Source organism: Sphingomonas longa, assembly GCF_016892685.1.
GTDB lineage: Bacteria > Pseudomonadota > Alphaproteobacteria > Sphingomonadales > Sphingomonadaceae > Sphingomonas > Sphingomonas longa.
Genome location: NZ_JAFEMC010000003.1, coordinates 360,896 through 380,381 on the forward strand (window position 1 = coordinate 360,896; position 19,486 = coordinate 380,381).

The 19,486-nt window shown below is 67.6% G+C and carries 15 protein-coding genes and 1 tRNA gene; 10 read left to right on the forward strand and 6 right to left on the reverse strand.

Annotation, left to right across the window (positions count from 1 at the left end):
- Positions 1-73 precede the first annotated feature (73 nt).
- The 3 genes from ILT43_RS11715 to ILT43_RS11725 all read left to right on the forward strand — a co-directional run bounded on the left by ILT43_RS11715 (position 74) and on the right by ILT43_RS11725 (position 4,321).
- Complete coding sequence (locus ILT43_RS11715) at positions 74-2,218, forward strand: transglycosylase domain-containing protein (RefSeq protein WP_204199142.1); 2,145 nt, start codon at positions 74-76, stop codon at positions 2,216-2,218.
- A gap of 184 nt (positions 2,219-2,402) precedes the next feature.
- On the forward strand, positions 2,403-3,404 hold the full coding sequence (locus tag ILT43_RS11720; RefSeq protein ID WP_204199143.1) for a threonine aldolase family protein: 1,002 nt from the start codon (positions 2,403-2,405) through the stop codon (positions 3,402-3,404).
- Complete coding sequence (locus ILT43_RS11725; protein WP_204199144.1) at positions 3,401-4,321, forward strand: EamA family transporter; 921 nt, start codon at positions 3,401-3,403, stop codon at positions 4,319-4,321. The genes ILT43_RS11720 and ILT43_RS11725 overlap by 4 nt, the downstream gene beginning before the upstream one ends.
- Here ILT43_RS11725 and ILT43_RS11730 read toward each other — a convergent pair.
- Complete coding sequence (locus tag ILT43_RS11730) at positions 4,231-5,055, reverse strand: Rossmann-fold NAD(P)-binding domain-containing protein (protein ID WP_204199145.1); 825 nt, start codon at positions 5,053-5,055, stop codon at positions 4,231-4,233. The genes ILT43_RS11725 and ILT43_RS11730 overlap by 91 nt on opposite strands.
- Positions 5,052-6,716 carry a M28 family metallopeptidase gene (locus ILT43_RS11735; RefSeq protein ID WP_204199146.1) on the reverse strand — a complete coding sequence of 555 codons (1,665 nt, stop codon included), beginning with the start codon at positions 6,714-6,716 and terminating at the stop codon, positions 5,052-5,054. Before ILT43_RS11735 ends, ILT43_RS11730 begins: the two co-directional genes overlap by 4 nt.
- Positions 6,717-6,814: 98 nt before the next feature.
- Here ILT43_RS11735 and pepN point away from each other — a divergent pair, with 98 nt between their 5' ends.
- A complete protein-coding gene (pepN, locus tag ILT43_RS11740; protein WP_204199147.1) occupies positions 6,815-9,412 on the forward strand; it encodes an aminopeptidase N in 2,598 nt (865 codons plus the stop codon).
- A 57-nt stretch (positions 9,413-9,469) separates the two neighbouring features.
- Here pepN and ILT43_RS11745 read toward each other — a convergent pair whose 3' ends face one another.
- Positions 9,470-9,823 carry a VOC family protein gene (locus ILT43_RS11745; RefSeq protein WP_204199148.1) on the reverse strand — a complete coding sequence of 118 codons (354 nt, stop codon included), beginning with the start codon at positions 9,821-9,823 and terminating at the stop codon, positions 9,470-9,472.
- A gap of 189 nt (positions 9,824-10,012) precedes the next feature.
- A tRNA-Leu gene (locus tag ILT43_RS11750) sits at positions 10,013-10,099 on the reverse strand.
- Between the two features lie 122 nt (positions 10,100-10,221).
- On the opposite strand from ILT43_RS11750, the gene ILT43_RS11755 reads away from it, so the two are divergent.
- The 6 genes from ILT43_RS11755 to gltB all read left to right on the forward strand — a co-directional run bounded on the left by ILT43_RS11755 (position 10,222) and on the right by gltB (position 18,824).
- Positions 10,222-11,160 carry a complex I NDUFA9 subunit family protein gene (locus tag ILT43_RS11755; RefSeq protein ID WP_204199149.1) on the forward strand — a complete coding sequence of 313 codons (939 nt, stop codon included), beginning with the start codon at positions 10,222-10,224 and terminating at the stop codon, positions 11,158-11,160.
- Entirely contained in the window at positions 11,157-11,957 is an 801-nt protein-coding gene (locus tag ILT43_RS11760) for an undecaprenyl-diphosphate phosphatase (protein ID WP_204199150.1), read from the forward strand. Before ILT43_RS11755 ends, ILT43_RS11760 begins: the two co-directional genes overlap by 4 nt.
- Before the next feature lie 147 nt (positions 11,958-12,104).
- The gene (locus ILT43_RS11765; RefSeq protein WP_204199151.1) at positions 12,105-13,547 is read left to right on the forward strand and encodes an NAD(P)-dependent oxidoreductase; all 1,443 of its coding nucleotides are present in this window, start codon (positions 12,105-12,107) and stop codon (positions 13,545-13,547) included.
- Positions 13,544-13,837, forward strand: a complete 294-nt coding sequence (locus ILT43_RS11770; protein ID WP_204199152.1) for a hypothetical protein — start codon at positions 13,544-13,546, stop codon at positions 13,835-13,837. The genes ILT43_RS11765 and ILT43_RS11770 overlap by 4 nt, the downstream gene beginning before the upstream one ends.
- On the forward strand, positions 13,834-14,313 hold the full coding sequence (locus ILT43_RS11775; RefSeq protein ID WP_204199153.1) for a hypothetical protein: 480 nt from the start codon (positions 13,834-13,836) through the stop codon (positions 14,311-14,313). The genes ILT43_RS11770 and ILT43_RS11775 overlap by 4 nt, the downstream gene beginning before the upstream one ends.
- Positions 14,310-18,824 (forward strand): glutamate synthase large subunit, encoded by a 4,515-nt coding sequence (gene gltB / locus ILT43_RS11780; protein ID WP_204199154.1) that lies wholly within the window; start codon positions 14,310-14,312, stop codon positions 18,822-18,824. Before ILT43_RS11775 ends, gltB begins: the two co-directional genes overlap by 4 nt.
- Here the strand turns inward: gltB and ILT43_RS11785 are convergent, their stop codons facing one another.
- Positions 18,825-19,214, reverse strand: coding sequence for a PIN domain-containing protein (locus ILT43_RS11785; RefSeq protein ID WP_204199155.1), 390 nt, complete (start codon positions 19,212-19,214; stop codon positions 18,825-18,827).
- On the reverse strand, positions 19,211-19,465 hold the full coding sequence (locus tag ILT43_RS11790; RefSeq protein WP_204199156.1) for a type II toxin-antitoxin system VapB family antitoxin: 255 nt from the start codon (positions 19,463-19,465) through the stop codon (positions 19,211-19,213). The genes ILT43_RS11785 and ILT43_RS11790 overlap by 4 nt, the downstream gene beginning before the upstream one ends.
- Positions 19,466-19,486 lie beyond the last annotated feature (21 nt).

A 19,486-nucleotide genomic window follows, 5' to 3' on the forward strand; every position in this document is an offset into this window, starting at 1 on the left:
CCTGCTCCGACCCGCGTCATTGCGCCGGGTGTCCTAGCCCTGTATGACAGCGGCCGTGTCCTGGAACCCGCCGATGCGCCCCGACCCCTATGATCCCTATGCGCTCAGCGGTTCACGACCCTGGCGGGACGGCGACACGCCGCCGCCCTATCCGACCGGCGGCCAGTGGACGCCGCCGCCCGAACCGCCGGAGCCGCCCCGGCGCGGCATTCGCTGGGGTAGCATCCGCTGGGGGCGCTGGATCGTGCGCGGCATGGCGGCGGCGCTGGTGCTGCTGGTCGTCGCGATCGGCTGGCTCGCGATCACCGCGCCGCTGTCGCAATCGCTGAAGCCGCCAACGCCGCCTTCGATCACCCTGACCGCAGAGGACGGCACCCCGATCGCGCGGCGCGGTGCGGTGATCGGCGCGCCGGTCGACGCGGCCAAGCTGCCCGGTCATGTCCGCGAGGCGTTTCTGGCGATCGAGGATCGGCGCTTCTATTCGCACTGGGGCATCGATCCGCGCGGCATCGCGCGCGCGGCGTGGGCGAACGTCGGCTCCGGCGGCGTGCGTCAAGGCGGCAGCACGATCACGCAGCAACTGGCGAAGAACGCCTTCCTCGATTCCGACCGCACCGCCACGCGCAAGCTGCGGGAGGCGATGATCGCGTTCTGGCTGGAGGCTTGGCTGACCAAGGACGAGATCCTGTCGCGATATCTGTCGAACGTGTATTTCGGCGACAATGTCTACGGCATCACCGCCGCATCGAAGCATTATTTCGGCCGTACGCCGCAGGCGCTGAACATCGGTCAGGCGGCGATGCTCGCCGGTCTGGTCAAGGCGCCCTCGCGCCTTGCCCCGACCGTGAATCTGAAGGGTGCCCGCGCCCGCGAGATGGTCGTCGTCGGCGCGATGGAGGACGCGGGCTTTCTGACGCACGCGCAGGCGCAGGCGGTGCAGCCGCAGCGCGTGCTGCCGCGGCAGGCGGGGGCGCTGCCCAGCGGCACCTATTTCGCCGACTGGGTCCTCCCCGCCGCGCGCGACAGCGCGGGCGAGGTGCAGTCCGAGACGACCGTCAAGACGACGCTCGACCGCCGGATGCAGCGGATCGCCGAGCGGTCGATCCGCTCGGCCGGCTTGCGTCAGGCGCAGGCCGCGCTCGTCGCGATGCACCCCGACGGGCGCGTGGTCGCACTGGTCGGTGGCCGCGATTACGGGAAAAGCCCCTTCAACCGCGCGACACAGGCCCGCCGCCAGCCGGGATCGACGTTCAAGCTGTTCGTCTACCTCGCCGCGATCCGCGCCGGCATGACCACCTCCTCGACCGTCGACGACAGCCCGGTCGAGATCGCAGGCTGGAAACCCAAGAACGACGACGGCCGCTATCTGGGCGAGATCAGCCTCGCGCGCGCTTTCGCCCGATCGTCCAACGTCGCCGCCGCGCGGCTGACGCAGGAGGTCGGCGTCAAGAACGTCATCAAGGCGGCGCGCGATCTCGGCATTTCCACCCCGATCGCGAACGAAGCGACGATCGGCCTTGGCACTTCGGAGGTGTCGCTGCTGGAACTGACCGCCGCCTATGCGGGCATTGCCAACGGACGCTATCCGGTGTCGCCGCGCGGCGTCGATACCAAGGACGACAAGAATTGGTACGAGCAACTGACCGGCGGCACACGTGAAATCCCGGCGCAGCAGCGTGAGCAGATGCTGTCGCTGCTCAATTCCTCGATCCGTGGCACCGGCAAGGAAGCCGTGCTGAGCATCAAGAGCTATGGCAAGACGGGGACGTCGCAGGACAGCCGAGACGCGTGGTTCATCGGCTTCGCAGGCGATCTGGTCGTCGGCGTCTGGGTGGGCAATGACGACAACTCGCCCAATCCCGGCCTGCACGGCGGAACTGTCCCTGCGCGCATCTGGCGCAGTTTCATGCAGGACGCGCTGAACATCGCGCCGATCGTGGTCGAAACGCCCGATGAGGAGGTGACGATCGACGGCAACACAGTCGACGGCATAGGCGGCATCTTCGGCAACGAGATCGGCGACATCGTCCCGCAGGCACTCGACCGCGCCACCGAGCAGCTCGACCAGATGGGGCTGGAGGTCCGCCGCGCACCCGACGGTTCGATCACCGTCGGCCCTCGCGGTGGTCGCGGGGGCCGCGAACCGCCCGGCCGCGAGGATCGCCGCCCTCCGCCGGACGAGGAGGACGGCGGCGACGGCGATCAGGGCGGCTTCTAACGCGACCATTCGTCATGCCGGGCTCGTCCCGGCATCCACGCTTCCGCAAGTCAACGATCGACCAACACCTAGCACGGTAGATGCCGGGACGAGCCAGACCTGACGGGGCACGCGTCGAACGAAGCCAATCACGCTCCCGCCTCGCTCTTGACGCCCCCGCCTCCGCCGGTCCAACCGGCTGCGCATGCGCTTCTTTTCCGACAATGCCGCCCCCGTCCACCCGCGCGTCATGGCCGCGATGGCGGATGTCGACGTTCTCGACACTGCCTATGACGGCGATCGCTGGTCGCAGTCCCTGGATGCGCGGCTGTCGGAGTTGTTCGAAACCGAGGTCCGCGCGATCTGGGTGCCGACCGGCACCGCTGCCAACTGCCTCGCGCTCGCGGCGTTCTGCCCGCCCTATGGCGGCGTTATCTGCCACCGCGACGCGCACATCCAGAACGACGAGGGCGGCGCGCCCGAATTCTACACGCACGGTGCGAAGCTGATGCTGGCGGAGGGCGTCGGCGCGAAGCTGACGCCGGCCGACATCGCCGCGGTCGCGGATGCCGTGGCCAACGACGTCCACCGCGTGCAGCCGCATGCCGTCTCGATCACCAACGCCACCGAATACGGCCTCGTCTACCGCCCCGACGAAGTGGCCGCGATCGGCGACCTGTGCCGCGCGCGGGGCTGGCGCTTCCACATGGACGGCGCGCGTTTCGCCAACGCCGTCGCCAGCGTCGGCTGCTCCCCCGCCGACGTGACGTGGCGTGCGGGCGTGGACGCGCTGTCGTTCGGATTCGTCAAGAACGGCGCGATGAGCGCGGAGGCGCTGGTCTTCTTCGACGCCGCGCATCACGACGCGACATTGCGCCGTCGCAAGCGCGCCGGGCTGCTGCTGTCGAAGGGTCGCTACCTCGCCGCGCAGATCCTCGCGATGCTCGAACAGGACCTGTGGCTGGACAATGGCCGCGCCGCCAATGCCGGGGCCGCGCGCCTTGCGGCGGCGGCGGGCGACCGGCTGGTGCATCCGGTGCAGGCCAACGAAGTGTTCCTGCGCGCGACGCCCGACGAAGCGACCGCCCTGCGCGCTGCCGGGTTCGACTTCTACGACTGGGCACCGGGGGAGGTTCGCCTCGTCACCGCATGGGACACGAACCCGGACCATATCGCCGCCCTCGCCACCGCGATCGCCGGCTTGTGAGCCTGTCGGGGGAGCGCCCCCGCTCGACCCGCGCCAGCGTCCTCGTCCCCTTCGCGATCGTCACGCTGATCTGGGGATCGACGTGGCTCGTCATCCGCGATCAGATCGCGGTCGTGCCCGCCAGCTGGTCGGTGACGTACCGCTTCATCGTCGCCGGGCTGGCGATGGCCGGCTGGGCCGCGTTCCGGCGCGAGAGCTTTCGCATCGGCGCGGGTGGGCTCGCCTTCGCCACGGTGCTGGGCGTCCTCCAGTTCGTGCTGAACTTCAACTTCGTCTACCGGGCGGAGCATTTCATCACTTCCGGTCTGGTGGCCGTGGTGTTCGCGCTGCTGCTGGTGCCGAACGCGTTGCTGTCGCGTGTCTTCCTCGGACAGCGCATGGGGCGACAGCTCGCGGCGGGGTCCGCAGTGGCGATGGCGGGCGTCTCGCTGCTGTTCCTGCATGAGGCACGCGCCGACCCGAACGGCACCGCGACGACGGTTGCCGGCATCGGCTGGACCTTGTGCGCGATCCTGTCGGCCTCGGCGGCGAATGTGTTGCAGGCGACGCCGACGGCAAAGCGCTATCCGATGCTGCCAACGCTGGCGGCGGCGATGCTGATCGGCGCGGGGCTGGACGGGATCTTCGCGTGGATCACCACGGGACCGCCGGTGTTCGAGGTGCGCCCGGCCTATATCGCCGGCATCCTGTATCTCGGCATCTTCGCGTCGGCGCTGGCGTTTCCGCTCTACTACGGCGTGCTGCGGACGATCGGGCCGGCCAAGGCCGCTTATTCCAGCGTCATCGTGCCGGTCATCGCCATGCTGCTGTCGACCCTGTTCGAGGGCTATCGCTGGTCGCTGCTGGCGGGCGCTGGCGCGGCGCTGGCCGGCGTCGGGCTGGTCATTGCGCTGAGCGCGCGCAGGCCGAACCGGTAATCCGGATGGATGGGCCGCCAGCCGAGCACCCGCTTCGCCTTCGCATTCGCCACCCGCCGGTTCTCGGCGTGGAAACCGCGCGCCATTGGCGACAGGCTTTCGACCGGCACGAACGGCGGCGGCGCCAGGCCGAGCAGTTCGGCGGCGAACTCGATCACCGCGTTCTGGGAACAGGGGAGGTCGTCGGCCAGGTTGTACGCGCCCGGCGGCGCATCGAAGGCGGCGATCACGCCGGTGACGATGTCGTCGACATGCACCCGGCTGAACACGCCACTCGTGTCGACCCGGTGGGCCGAACCGTCCCGCACCTTGTTGAGCGGCGAGCGGCCCGGCCCATAGATGCCCGGCAAGCGGAATACGTGCGCGCCCCGCGCCAGCCACGCCGCATCCGCCGCTGCGCGCGCCTTGCGCCGCCCGCCGCCGGTCGGCGCGCTTTCGTCCACCCACGCGCCGCCGGTATCGCCGTAGACGCCGGTCGAGGACAGATACCCGACCCACCGCGCCTGCACGTCATACGCTGCCAGCACGGGATCGTCCTCGCCCTCCGGCGGCACCGACGACAGGATATGCGTCGCCGCCGCCATCTCCGCCAGCACGGCATCCCGGTCGTCGAAGCGCAGCGTATCGCCGCGTCCGTCGCGGGTCGTGCCGGTCACCCGCCAGCCTTCGGTCCGCAACCGAGCCGCCAGCGCGTTCGCGGTGTAACCCATGCCGAAGATCAGCAGCCGGCTCATTTCGCTGCCATCGGCCCCTTGTAGAGCGTGCCGAAATAATCACCCTTGTTCCAAACCGGCCGCTGCGGCCCGTCGGCGATCTCGCGCGCGATGCGATAGTTGATGTCGACAAAGCGCACGCCCTGATCCCACAGGATCGGCTGCGTCAGGTCGTCGCCGGGCTTGTGATACCGATTGGCCATGAAGTCGTCGATCGCCGCCTTGCCCGGCCCCTTCGCCCCCGGCCAGAGGAACACCGCCGGAATACCCTGCTGCACGAAGCGGAAGTGATCGGACCGGACGAAGATGCCCTGCTCCGGCAGCGGATCGGGCGACAGCACAACGCCCGCCGACTCGACCGCACGGCGCACGATGGGTCCCAGCGTCGACCGCTCCGCGCCGTACACGACCATGTCCTCGAATTTGTACAGCAGCATCGGCATGTCGAGGTTCACGTCGGCGACGATGTTCGCCTTCGGCACCGTCGGGTGGTTCGCGAAATAGTCGGAGCCGATCAGCCCCTTCTCCTCCGCCGTCACCGCCATGAACAGGATCGTGCGCTTGGGCGGCGTGCCGCTCGCCGTGAAGCGCTTGGCTTCCTCGATCAGGCTGGCGATTCCCACCGCGTCGTCCAACGCGCCGTTGTAGATCGTATCGCCGTTCACCGCGCGCCCGACGCCCAGATGGTCGAGATGCGACGACAGCACGACCACTTCCTTGCCGACTTTCGGGTCGCTGCCGGGGATCACGCCGATGACGTTGCTGCTCGCCGCGGGCGTCAGCGTCGTCTTCGTCGCGACCGTCAGCGTGCCGGTGGCCGTCAGCGGCCGGAACTTCGGCGCGGTCTTGCCCATCTCCGCGGCGATCGTTGCCCAGGTCTTCCCGAACAGCTTCGCTGCGCCCTCGGGGCTCAACGTCGCCAGCATCGGCGTGCCGGCACTGTCGACGAAGCCGCTGCCGTCCGGCCGCGCCCAGGTCATGCGCGCCCGGTCATACCCCTGCGCCAGCGACCGCACCGTGCCGTACCGCCCGCCGCCGATCTGGACCGCGCCGATCGCCCCGCGCGCCGCCGCGAACTTCTGCTTGGCCGCGGGAGAGCCCAGGAACGCGCGCTCCTCGCCGCCCAGCGACGCGGGCGCGCCCGCCACGAACGCGACGACCTTGCCGCGCACGTCGACGCCGCGATAATCGGTCTGCCCCAGCGTCGGCGCGTCGAGGCCGTAGCCGACAAACACCACCGGCGCGGACACGCTCGTCTCCGCTTTCGCCGGATTGGCGGCGGGGACGTAATCCTCCCCGAACACCAAGGTTTGCGGCTGGCCGCCGGCCGGCGTCCACACCGCGCTGCCCTGTCCGGCCGCCTTGTAGCTGACCAAGGGCACCTTTTGCAGGAATCCGCCCTCGTCGCCGCCCGGCTTCAGCCCGGCGGCATAGAATTGCGCCGCCACGTATTGCGCTGCGATGTCGTATTCCGGGCTGCCCGCCTCGCGGCCGCGCATCGCGTCGCTTGCCAGGAACATGACGTGCGCCTTCATCGCCGCCTGATCCGCGGGCAGCGGCGCGGTGATCCGCGCATTCGCCTCCTTCGCAGACAGCGTGGCGGGGGCCGGTGCGGGCGTCTCCTGCGCGATGGCCGCGGCGGAAACGGTCAGCGCGGCAAGCGCGGCGATCCTGTGGTGCATCCTGTTGAACCCTCTAAAGATAACCTAGCGCGCCTACCACGGCGATGGGTCCGCGCAAGTCGCTGGCACGCTAGGCCGGGGCGACATATACCGGTGTCATGGATATCCAGCACGCCGTCGCCCAGCCGCCTTTGGTGATCCGTCGCGAAGATTACCGCCCGCCCGCGTGGCTGGTGCCCGATACGCGGCTGGCGTTCGATATCGATCCCGCCGCCACCCGCGTCCATGCGACCCTGTCGGTGCTGCGCAATGGCGCCCATTCGGAGCCGCTGCGCCTCGACGGGGCTGGCCAGACACCACTATCCGTCGTCGTCGACGGGGTTGCGGTTAACGATTGGCGGGTCGAGGACGACCAGCTCTTCATCCCGCTGTCGGGCGACGCGCACAGCATCGAGACTGAGGTGGAGATCGCGCCCGACCGCAACACGCAGTTGATGGGCCTGTACGCCAGCGGCGGCAACATCTGCACCCAGTGCGAGGCGGAGGGGTTCCGCCGCATCACCTTCTTCCCCGATCGCCCCGACGTCCTCAGCCGCTATTCGGTGCGCCTGACCGCGGACAGGGCGCGCTTCCCGGTCCTGCTCGCGAACGGCGATCCCGTCGCGCAAGGCGACGCGGGGGAGGGGCGGCACTGGGCCGAATGGAACGATCCCTTTCCCAAGCCCAGCTACCTGTTCGCGCTCGTCGCGGGCGATCTCCAGGTCAATCGCGACAGCTTCGTGACGGAATCGGGCCGCACCGTCGAACTCGGCATCTGGGTCCGTGCCGCGGACCTGCCGCGCACCGACCATGCGCTCCACGCACTGAAGCTGTCGATGGCGTGGGACGAGCGCGTCTATGGCCGCGAATACGATCTCGACGTGTTCAACATCGTCGCGGTCGACGACTTCAACTTCGGCGCGATGGAGAACAAGGGGCTGAATATCTTCAACAGCCGCTACATCCTCGCCGACCCCGATACCGCGACAGATTACGATTATGACGGCATCGCCGCCGTCGTGGCGCACGAATACTTCCACAACTGGTCGGGCAATCGCGTCACCTGCCGCGACTGGTTCCAGCTGTCGCTGAAGGAAGGCTTCACCGTCTATCGCGATCAGGGCTTCTCCGCCGATCAGGGATCGGCCGCGGTGAAGCGGATCGAGGATGTGCGCGGCCTGCGCGCGGCGCAGTTTCCCGAGGATTCGGGGCCGCTCGCGCATTCCGTTCGCCCGGACGAGTATCAGGAGATCAGCAACTTCTACACCGCGACCATCTACAACAAGGGCGCGGAACTGATCCGGATGATGGCGACCATCCTGGGGCCGACCGCCTTCCGCGCCGCCACCGACCTGTATTTCGACCGCTTCGACGGCATTGCCGCCACCTGCGAGGATTTCGTGGCGTGCATGGAGGAAGCGTCGGGTAAGGACCTGACGCAATTCCGCCTCTGGTACAGCCAGGCGGGCACCCCCCGCGTCTCCGCCAGTCTGGAGCATCAGCCGGGTGGTGGCCGCGCGACGCTGCGCCTCGGCCAGCGGGTGCCGCCGACCCCCGGCCAGCCGGTGAAGCAGCCGATGCTGCTCCCGCTCAAGATCCGCCTGTTCGGGGCCGAGACCGGCCGTCCGCTCACCGACGAACGGCTCGTCCTGCTCGACAGCAATTCGGAGACGATCGTGTTCGAGGCGGTGACGGAGCGGCCCGTGCTGTCGATCAACCGCGGATTCTCCGCGCCCGTCGTGATCGAAAGCGATCGGAGCCCCGCCGATCTCGCTTTCCTGTCGCGCCACGACGACGATCCCTTCGCCCGGTACGAGGCGATGCAGCAGCTGATGCTCGATACACTGGTCGCCGGTGCCGTCGAGGGCCGCGCGGATCACGAGGCGGCGATCGCCGCCGTGGCGGACACGCTCGACAATCCCGAACTCGATCGCGCGTTCGTGGCGGAAGCGGTGCTACTGCCGTCCGAGGCGTTCGTGGGCGATCAGCTATCCAGCGTCGACCCCGAGGCGATCTTCCGCGCCCGCGAGGCGCTGCGCCGCGATCTTGGCCGCCGGTTGGAGGATCGCTGGCGCACCGCCTATGCGCAGGCTCCGCAGATTCCCTACGTCTATTCGCCGGAGGAGAAGGGCAAGCGCAGGCTTCGCAACGTCGCGCTCGGCTATCTTGCAGCAGCGGGCGTTCCCGACGCCGCGACGCTGGCCTTCCGCCAGTTCGAGGTCGCGGACAACATGACCGATCGTCAGGCGGCGCTGACGACTCTCGTCAGCAGCGACGACGATTTGCGGATCGCCGCACTCGACATCTTCTACAACCGCTATGCCGACAATCCGCTGGTGCTGGACAAGTGGTTCCAGACGCAGGCGCTGTCGTCGCGCGACGATGCCGCCGCGACCGTGGCGGCGCTGGCGGAGCATCCCGACTTCACCCTCGCCAACCCCAATCGCGCGCGATCGCTGGTCGGCGCCTTCGGCGTCAACCAGCGCGCGTTCAACCGCCCCGACGGGGCGGGCTATCGCTTCCTGGCCGACCAGTTGATCGCGCTCGACCGGCTGAATCCGCAGACCGCCGCGAAGCTGCTGCCCCCGCTCGGCCGCTGGCGCCGCTTCGACGAGGACCGCGCCGCCCTGATGCGCGAACAGCTCGAACGCATCGTTGCACAGCCGGGCCTGTCGAAGGACTTGTTCGAACAGGCTTCGAAAAGCCTCGACGGCTGAAAGTAGGCGCGTCGAACACCGCCTCCGCCGGAGAGGAGCGGGGCCCCATTATGAGCGTCAACCCGTGAAGCCCTTTGGTGGCTCGGCGATGATGATCCTGTTTCCGTCCCGGTCTGCGATCTCGGCGATCGCGCCGAAGTCACCGCGGCTGATTGGCCCGAGGTGGAGGCCCAGATCTGCGAGCCTGCTCTTTTCTCGTTCGATATCTGGCGTCACGAGGGTGATGATCGACCCGCCGGCTTTCTCCGCATCGACCATGAGCTGGATACCGGCCGTGCCGATGTTCCGCCACTGCGTCAGGATCGGCATGGGGTGGTCGTCCGCGGGGCGGCCCAACAACGCCGTATACCACTCCTCTGCGCCGGCCAGATCAGCCACGCTCGCTACCGCATACACGCCCTGGATGTTCATCGCGTCCCACCGGTCAGCCTCTGCGCTAAGCTAACCCGACGTGTGTCCGCCGACAACGCCGATCGCTGCTGACGCTTCACCCGCCTGAGGCTGTGGCATGGGCGGGGGCGAGATGTGGCTTCGGCCACGGTGACGCGCAGCTATCTGATCGCTCTGCCGCCTTCCGGACGGCGAGTAGCCCGGAAAGGATGGTGCCCAGAAGAGGACTCGAACCTCCACGACCTTGCGATCGCCAGCACCTGAAGCTGGTGCGTCTACCAATTCCGCCATCTGGGCACGGGGTAGGCGGCGGCCTTTAGGGGGGGCGACGGAGCCTTGTCAACAGGCATCCCAAACGGCAAAGGCTTCGCGACGCCAATCGCCGGTCCTTGGGCCGGCAGCAGGGACGGTATGCGGACATGAAGAACAAGCTGGTGACGCTGATCGGAGGCGGCGGTTTCGTCGGCCGCTATGCCGCGCAGGCGCTGCTCCGGGCCGGCGCCCGCGTCCGCATCGCGCAGCGCGATCCGCGGCAGGCCTGGTACCTGAAGCCGCAGGGGGCGCTCGGGCAGACGCAGTTCGTCGCAGCGGACATCAACCGTCCCGAAACCGTGCTGCGCGCCGTGCAGGGTGCGGACGCCGTCGTGAACCTCGTCGGCGTGCTGGCGGGTGATTTCGAGCGCGCGCATGTCGATGGTGCGCGGACGATCGCCGATGCCGCTGCCAAGGCTGGCGTCGAGACGCTGGTCCATGTCTCCGCGATCGGGGCCGATCCCGAATCGGCGTCGCGCTATGGCCGGTCGAAGGGCAATGGCGAGGTCGCGGTGCGAGAGGCATTCGCGAACGCCACGATCCTGCGCCCCTCGATCGTGTTCGGCCGCGAGGATAATTTCGTGAACCGTTTCGCGGGCATGATCGCCGTCGCGCCGATCGTCCCCGTGCTGCGGACCGGCACCAAGTTCCAGCCGGTGTTCGCCGCCGATGTCGGCGAGGCGATCCGTGCCGCGGTCGCGTCGCCCGGCAGCTTCGCCGGCCACACTTTAGAGCTGGGTGGGCCGGACGTCATCACGATGGGCAAGCTCATTCGCTGGATCGCCGATGCGATCGGCCGGTCGCCGACCATTTTGGAGTTGCCGGACATGGTCGGGGCCGCAATCGCGCGCGCCGGCTTCCTGCCCGGCGCACCGATCACCTGGGACCAGTGGCTGATGCTGGGGCGCGACAATGTCGTGAGCGGTGAGGACGGGCTGGCCGCGTTGGGCATCGATGCCACGCCGATGGCCGCGGTCGCGCCCGAATGGCTCGTCCGCTTTCGCAAGCAGGGCCGCTTCGGCCGCCGCATGGAACAGGCGCTTTGAGCGACTGGCTGGTCGCGATCATCCTCGGCGTCGTCGAGGGGGTCACCGAATTCCTGCCCGTGTCGTCGACGGGACACCTCGTGCTGGCGACGGAATTGCTTGGCTTCGACGCGGCGCGCTGGTCCGTGTTCAACATCGCGATCCAGCCGGGAGCGATCCTGGCGATCGTCGTCCTGTACTGGCGGACGTTCCTCGCGGTGTTGCAGGGCCTGTTCCGGCGCGAGCCGAATTCGGTGGCGTTCGTCCGCAACCTGTTGATCGCGTTCCTGCCAGCGGCGGTGCTGGGGTTCGCGTTCAACGACCGGATCGAGGCGCTGCTGGAGAATGCGACGGTCATCGCCTGGGCGCTCATCGTGGGCGGCGTCGCGATCCTGATCGTCGAGCGGCTGGCCAAGACCTACAAGACCGGCGGCATCGCCGGCGTGTCGTGGTTCGATTCGCTCCGCATCGGTCTGGTCCAGTGCATCGCGATGATTCCGGGCGTCAGCCGGTCGGGCGCGACGATCATGGGCGCGATGACGCTGGGGATCGAGCGGCGTACGGCCGCCGAGTTCAGCTTCTTCCTCGCATTGCCGACGCTGACCGGCGCGACCGTGTTGCAGATGGTCAAGCATCGCGACGCGATCACGTCCGGCAGCCTGCAACTGATCGGCGTCGGCTTCGTCGTGTCGTTCCTCGTGGCGCTCGTGGTTGTGAAGGGATTCATGGCGCTTGTGACGAGACATGGCTTCGCGCCGTTCGCGTGGTATCGCATTGTTGCGGGCGGGGTCGCGCTGATAGCTCTCAACGTCCATTAGGGCCGATTATATACCCTTTCCGCCGCTTCCGGCGGAGTGACATCATTATTAGCCTCTAAGAACTCCATATTAGGTCAGTATAGCTGACTAGTAAGGTTTTCGCCTCTGCGATATGCGCATCCTCGTCATTTTACGAAGGTGCGCCGCATGGCTCAGGAGCAGATGCTCAAGTTCGTCGATCGCGATCAGGCGTATCCGGATAAGCGGACCGCCGACGAGCGCGCGCAGGACTTTCGGGAGATCGCGAACCGCTACGCCGTGCCGACCGCCGAGGATCAGGCCGGTCGCTGCTCGCAATGCGGCGTGCCCTATTGCTCGGTACATTGTCCGCTTCATAACCACATCCCGGATTGGCTGCGCCTGACCGCCGAGGGGCGGCTGCGCGAAGCGTACGAGCTGTCGAACAGCACCTCGACGATGCCGGAAATCTGCGGCCGCATCTGCCCGCAGGACCGGCTGTGCGAGGGCAATTGCGTGATCGAGTTCTCCGGCCACGGCGCGGTGACGATCGGCTCGGTCGAAAAGTTCATCACAGACACCGCCTGGGCGGAGGGCTGGGTGGAGCCGGTGCAGGTCGCGCCCGCCCGCGGCCAGTCGGTCGGCGTGATCGGCGCGGGACCGGCCGGGCTGACGACGGCTGAGCTGCTGCGTGCCCGCGGCTACGAGGTGCATGTCTATGACCGTCACGACCGTGCCGGTGGCCTGCTGACGTACGGCATCCCGGGCTTCAAGCTGGAAAAGCCGGTCGTCATGCGCCGCGTCGAGCGACTGGAGCAGGCGGGCATCGTCTTCCATTATGGCTTCGCGGTTGGACAGGACGCGACACTGGACGATCTGCGCCGCCGCCATGGTGCGGTGCTGATCGCGACCGGCGTGTACAAGGCGCGGCAGGTCGAGGTGCCCGGCGCGGACACGAACGGCGTGGTCGCTGCGCTTGATTATCTGACCGCCTCCAACCGCAAGGGCTTCGGCGACGCGGTGCCCGAGTTCGACGGCGGCGCGCTGGATGCCGCTGGTAAGGACGTGGTCGTGATCGGCGGCGGCGACACCGCGATGGACTGCGTCCGCACCGCGATCCGTCAGGGCGCGAAATCGGTGAAGTGCCTCTACCGCCGCGACCGCGCCAACATGCCCGGATCGCAGCGTGAAGTCGCTAACGCGGAAGAGGAAGGCGCGGAGTTCGTCTGGCTCTCCGCCCCGCTCGCGTTCGACGGTGTCGACAGCGTCGGCACCGTCCGCGCCAGCCGCATGCGCCTCGGTGCCCCCGATGCCAGCGGCCGCCGCGCGCCGGAGGTCGATCCGGGCGGCGAACTGGCGTTGCAGGCTGACCTCGTCATCAAGGCGCTCGGCTTCGACGCGGAGGATCTGCCGACCCTGTGGGGGGCGCCCGAACTCGGCGTCAGCCGCTGGGGCACGGTGCTGGCCGACGGCAAGACGCTGATGACCTCGCTGGAGGGTGTGTTCGCCGCCGGCGACATCGTCCGCGGCGCATCGCTGGTCGTCTGGGCGATCCGTGACGGTCGCGACGTGGCGTCGTCCATGCACAAATGGCTGAAGGCAAAGGCGGCGGCGGAGAAGGTCGCGGCATGAGGCTCGCGGCCGAACAGGTGAACGCGATCAAGGCGGCGGCCGTCGCGGCGTTCGGCAATGACGTCGTCGTGCGCCTGTTCGGTAGCCGGGTGGACGACACACGTTTAGGCGGTGATATCGACCTCCATATCGAGGCAGCGCCTGAAACCGCCGATGTTGATCATGAAATCGAGTTTCGCGCCGCCGTCTGGAAGGCGCTGGACGAGGAGCAGATCGATGTCGTCGTTGCGGCGCGGGGTCAGCAACGATGGATTGATCGGGCTGCCGTCCGTGAAGGCGTCATTTTGTGAACCTTCAGGAGGTTCGCGAAGCAACCGCCGAAGCTGCCCGCGCGGCTGAGGAGTTAGCCGCGCATCTGGAGCGCTTGTCTGGCAGGATGTCGGTCCTGCTCCCGGTCGATCCTGCTGACCTGTCGCGTTGGTCAGACGATCCGTGGAAGCGTTTGCACGCCTTGCTGCGAATGTTCGAACAGCTGTACGACCTTACCAGTCGCAAGCTGTTTCGGGGATTTCTGTTCCTGTCCGGCGAGACGATTGCCGGATTGTCCGCGCAGAACCAGTTCCGCCGCATGGAGGCGCTCGGCGCAATCGGCAGTGCGGATCGCTGGATCGAGATTGGCGCGACCCGCAACATGCTCGTTCATGATTACCCTACGGACGGTCCTGCCCGTGCGCAGCGGGCTAACCGGGCTTGGCGCGATCTTCCCGACCTGATCGCAGCGACCCAACGGACCATCACCGTGCTTCGCTCGGAGACCCTGATATGACGACCCACCAGCACGCCTATCTCGCCGAACACGGCATGTACCGCCCCGAATTCGAGGGCGATGCCTGTGGCGTTGGCCTCGTCGCCGCCACCGACGGACAGCCGTCGCGGCGCGTGGTGCAGTCGGCGATCGATGCGCTGAAGGCAGTCTGGCACCGCGGTGCGGTCGATGCGGACGGCAAGACCGGCGACGGCGCGGGCATCCATCTCGACCTGCCGCATCGCTTCTTCGACGACTGCATCGCGGCGTCGGGGCACAAGGTGATGCCGAACCGGCTCGCGGTCGGCATGGTCTTCCTCCCGCGCACCGATCTGGGCGCGCAGGAGACGTGCAGGACGATCGTCGAAAGCGCGATCATCGAGGCGGGCTACACCATCTATGGCTGGCGTCAGGTGCCCGTCGACGTGTCCGTCATCGGCATGAAGGCGCAGGCGACCCGGCCGGAGATCGAGCAGATCATGATCGCCGGGCCGCTGCCCGGCGACATGGACGAGGCGGAGTTCGAGAAGAACCTGTATCTGGTCCGCCGCCGCATCGAAAAGCGTGTGATCGCGGCGCAGATCCAGGGCTTCTACATCTGTTCGCTGTCGGCGCGCTCGATCGTCTACAAGGGGCTGTTTCTGGCGGAGAGCCTGTCGGTCTTCTACCCCGACCTGACCGATCGACGCTTCGAGAGCCGCGTCGCGATCTTCCACCAGCGCTATTCGACCAACACCTTCCCGCAATGGTGGCTGGCACAGCCGTTCCGCTGTCTCGCCCACAACGGTGAGGTCAACACGATCCGCGGCAACAAGAACTGGATGCTCAGCCACGAGATCCGGATGGCCTCGATCGCGTTCGGCGACAATTCGGAGGACATCAAGCCGGTCATCCCCGCCGGCGCGTCCGATACCGCCGCGCTGGACGCCGTGTTCGAGGCGATCTGCCGCTCCGGCCGCGACGCGCCGACCGCCAAGCTGATGCTGGTGCCCGAGGCGCTGGACGAGCGTGGCGATACACCGGACAGCCACGCGGCGATGTACCGCTATCTCGCCTCGGTGATGGAGCCGTGGGACGGTCCCGCCGCGCTGGCGATGACCGACGGCCGCTGGGCGGTCGCGGGCATGGACCGCAACGCGTTGCGCCCCTTGCGTTATACCCGCACCTCGGACGGCCTGCTGATCGTTGGATCGGAGAGCGGCATGGTCGTCGTCCCCGAATCGACGATCATCGCCAAGGGCCGGCTCGGGCCGGGGCAGATGATCGCCGTCGATCTTCAGGAAGGGATCGTGCTCGAGGACCGCGCGGTCAAGGACCGGATCGCGGGCGAGCAGGACTATGCCGCGATGACGGGCGAGTTCCTGACGCTGAACGATCTTCCCCCCGCGCCCGGCGACCCCGTCGTCCGCTATCCGCGCGCCGAGCTGACCCGCCGTCAGGTCGCGGCCGGCCAGACGCTGGAGGATATGGAACTGATCCTGTCGCCGATGGTGGAGGGCGGCAAGGAAGCGATCGGGTCGATGGGCGATGATACGCCGCTCGCCGTCATCAGCGACAAGCCACGCCTCATCAGCCAGTTCTTCCGCCAGAACTTTTCGCAGGTGACCAACCCGCCGATCGACAGTCTGCGCGAACGTCACGTGATGTCGCTCAAGACGCGGTTCGGCAATCTCGCGAACATCCTCGACGTACGCGATCAGCGCGAACACGTGCTGGTGCTCGACTCTCCGGTGCTGACCGGCGCGATGTGGGAGCGGCTGAAGACGCATTTCGGTCGCTCCGTGGCGGAGATCGACTGCACGTTCGAGGCGGACGGCGGCCCGGAGCGGCTGCGCGCCGCAATCCAGCGCATCCGCAATCAGGCCGAACAGGCGGTGCGGGAGGGCAAGAGCGAACTGTTCCTGACCGACGAGAACGTGTCGGAGGACCGCGTTGCCATCGCCGGGGTGCTCGCCGCCGCTGCCGTCCACACGCATCTCGTCCGTCGTGGCCTGCGCAGCTACGCGTCGATCAACGTCCGTACCGCCGAATGCCTCGACACGCATTATTACGCGGTGTTGATCGGCGTCGGCGCGACGACGGTGAACGCCTATCTGGCGGAGGCATCGATCGCCGATCGCCATGCGCGGGGCCTGTTCGGCGACCTGTCGATCGAGCACTGCCTCGACCGGCATCGTGTCGCCGTCGAGGAGGGTTTGCTCAAGATCATCTCCAAGATGGGCATCGCCGTCATCTCGTCCTATCGCGGCGGCTATAATTTCGAGGCGGTCGGGCTCAGCCGCGCGCTGGTCAACGACCTGTTTCCGGGCATGCCCGCGAAGATCTCGGGGGAGGGCTATGCCTCGCTTCACCTCAACGCCAAGCTGCGCCACGACACCGCATTCGATGATGATATCGTCACGCTGCCGATCGGCGGCTTCTATCGCCAGCGCGCGGATGGAGAAACGCACGCCTATTCCGCGCAGCTGATGCACCTGCTCCAGACCGCGGTCGCGACCGACAGCTATTCCAGCTACCTGCAATTCTCGCGCGGTGTCGCCGATCTGCCGCCGGTGTATCTGCGCGACCTGTTGCAGTTCAATTTTCCGTCGGAAGGCGTGCCGATCGACCAGGTCGAGGCGATCACCGAGATCCGCAAGCGGTTCGTGACGCCGGGCATGTCGCTCGGCGCGCTGTCGCCGGAGGCGCATGAGACGCTGGCGATCGCGATGAACCGCATCGGCGCGAAGGCGGTGTCGGGCGAAGGCGGCGAGGATGTCGTCCGCTTCAAGCCCTATGCGAACGGCGACAACGCCAATTCGGGCGTGAAGCAGATCGCCAGCGGCCGATTCGGCGTCACCGCCGAATATCTCGGCGCGTGCGAGGAGATCGAGATCAAGGTCGCGCAGGGCGCCAAGCCCGGCGAGGGCGGCCAGCTGCCCGGCTTCAAGGTAACCGAGTTCATCGCGAAGTTGCGCCACGCGACTCCGGGCGTGACGCTCATCAGCCCACCGCCGCACCACGACATCTATTCGATCGAGGATCTCGCGCAGCTCATCTACGACTGCAAGCAGATCAACCCGCGCGCCCGCGTCTGCGTGAAGCTGGTGTCGTCGGCGGGCATCGGCACAGTCGCGGCGGGCGTCGCCAAGGCTCACGCGGACGTCATCCTCGTCTCCGGCCATGTCGGCGGCACGGGTGCATCGCCGCAGACGAGCATCAAATACGCCGGCACGCCGTGGGAAATGGGCCTGTCGGAGGTCAACCAGACGCTGACGCTCAACGGCCTGCGCGGTCGCATCCGCCTGCGCGCGGACGGCGGGCTGAAGACGGGGCGCGACATCGTCATTGCCGCGATCCTCGGGGCGGAGGAGTTCGGTATCGGCACCCTGTCGCTCGTTGCCATGGGCTGCATCATGGTGCGGCAGTGTCATTCGAACACCTGCCCGGTCGGCGTCTGCGTGCAGGACGAGCGCCTGCGCGCCAAGTTCACCGGCACGCCGGAAAAGGTCATCAACCTGATGACCTTCATCGCCGAGGAGGTTCGCGACATCCTCGCCCGGCTCGGCGTCACCTCACTGGACGAGGTAATCGGCCGCACTGAGTTCCTCCGTCAGGTCAGCCGCGGCGCCGAACATCTTGACGATCTCGACCTCAACCCGATCCTCGCCAAGGTCGATGCGACCGATGCAGAGCGCCGCTTCTCGCTCTCGACGTTCCGGAACGCAGTGCCCGACAGCCTCGATGCGCAGATCATCAAGGACGCGGCGGCGGTGTTTTCTCGTGGCGAGAAGATGCAGCTGACCTATTCGGTGCGTAACACGCACCGTGCGGTCGGCACGCGGCTGTCGAGCGAGATCACGCGCACCTTCGGCATGTCGAAACTGGCGGACGGGCACGTCACCATCCGCCTGCGCGGATCGGCGGGTCAGTCGCTCGGCGCTTTCCTGTGCAAGGGCATCACGCTGGAGGTGTTCGGCGACGCCAACGATTATGTCGGCAAGGGCCTGTCGGGCGGCATCATCGTCGTGCGACCGGCGGTATCCTCACCGCTCGCCAGCCAGGACAATACGATCATCGGCAACACCGTGTTGTACGGCGCGACCAGCGGCCGGCTGTTCGCGGCGGGGCAGGCGGGCGAGCGCTTCGCCGTGCGCAACTCCGGCGCACAGGTCGTGGTCGAGGGCTGCGGTGCGAACGGCTGCGAATATATGACCGGCGGCATCGCCGTCGTGCTGGGCGCGGTCGGGGCGAACTTCGGCGCCGGCATGACCGGCGGCATGGCCTTCGTCTACGATCCCGACGCGAAGTTCGACCGCCGGGCGAACGGCGAGAGCATCGTCTGGCGCCGGCTTTCGTCGGCCCATTGGGAGGGTGTCCTGCGCGACCTGATCGCCGCGCACGTCGCCGCGACCGACAGCCGCTGGTCGAAGGGCCTGCTGGAGGATTGGGATCGGGTCGCTGGCGATTTCTGGCAGGTCGTGCCCAAGGAGATGCTCACCCGCCTGTCGCATCCGCTCGACGACACGCCGGAAGCCGTCGCGGCGGAGTAGTTACGCCGCGGCCACGATGTCGGTCCGCGCGAAGTCGTCGCCCTTGTAGAGCAAGGGACACCGGGCGACTTCCGCGACCGCATAGGCCATGCAGTCGCCGTAATTCAGCCGCGCGGGGTGACGCCCCTTGCCGAAACGGTCGAACGCGTGGGTCGCGGCGGTGAGGTGGTCGGTGGTGAAGGGGATCACCTGCCAACCGTCGGCCAGCATAGCCATCGCCTTTTCGGCGGTGGTCGGACCGAAACGGCCGGCGAGCACCATTCTTGCTTCCAGCAAGGTTGGAATACCGATGATGATGGAAGATTCGGTCGAAAGGACGTGGTCGAAACGCTCTGCTTCAGGCTCGGCTAGCGCGATCGCGATGATGGCCGAGGTGTCGACGGCGATCACGCCGGTAGGCCATTCTCGTCATAACCGATGATCTCGTCCGCGCTGCGGGGGTCGAGGACGGGCGCATCCCGCAACATCGCCTGCACGACGCGGGCACGTTCGGTGAACGGCAGCGATGCCAGCGCCACCCCCTCCCGCGCCAGTTCGTTGCGGACGGCGACGCCCACGGCATCGGCCTCGCTGATACCCCGGTGCGCGGCGAGCAGGCGGATCATACGCTCGTGCTCGTCATGTTCGATGATGATGCCCATGCCGTCCGCCTTCCGCGCTGT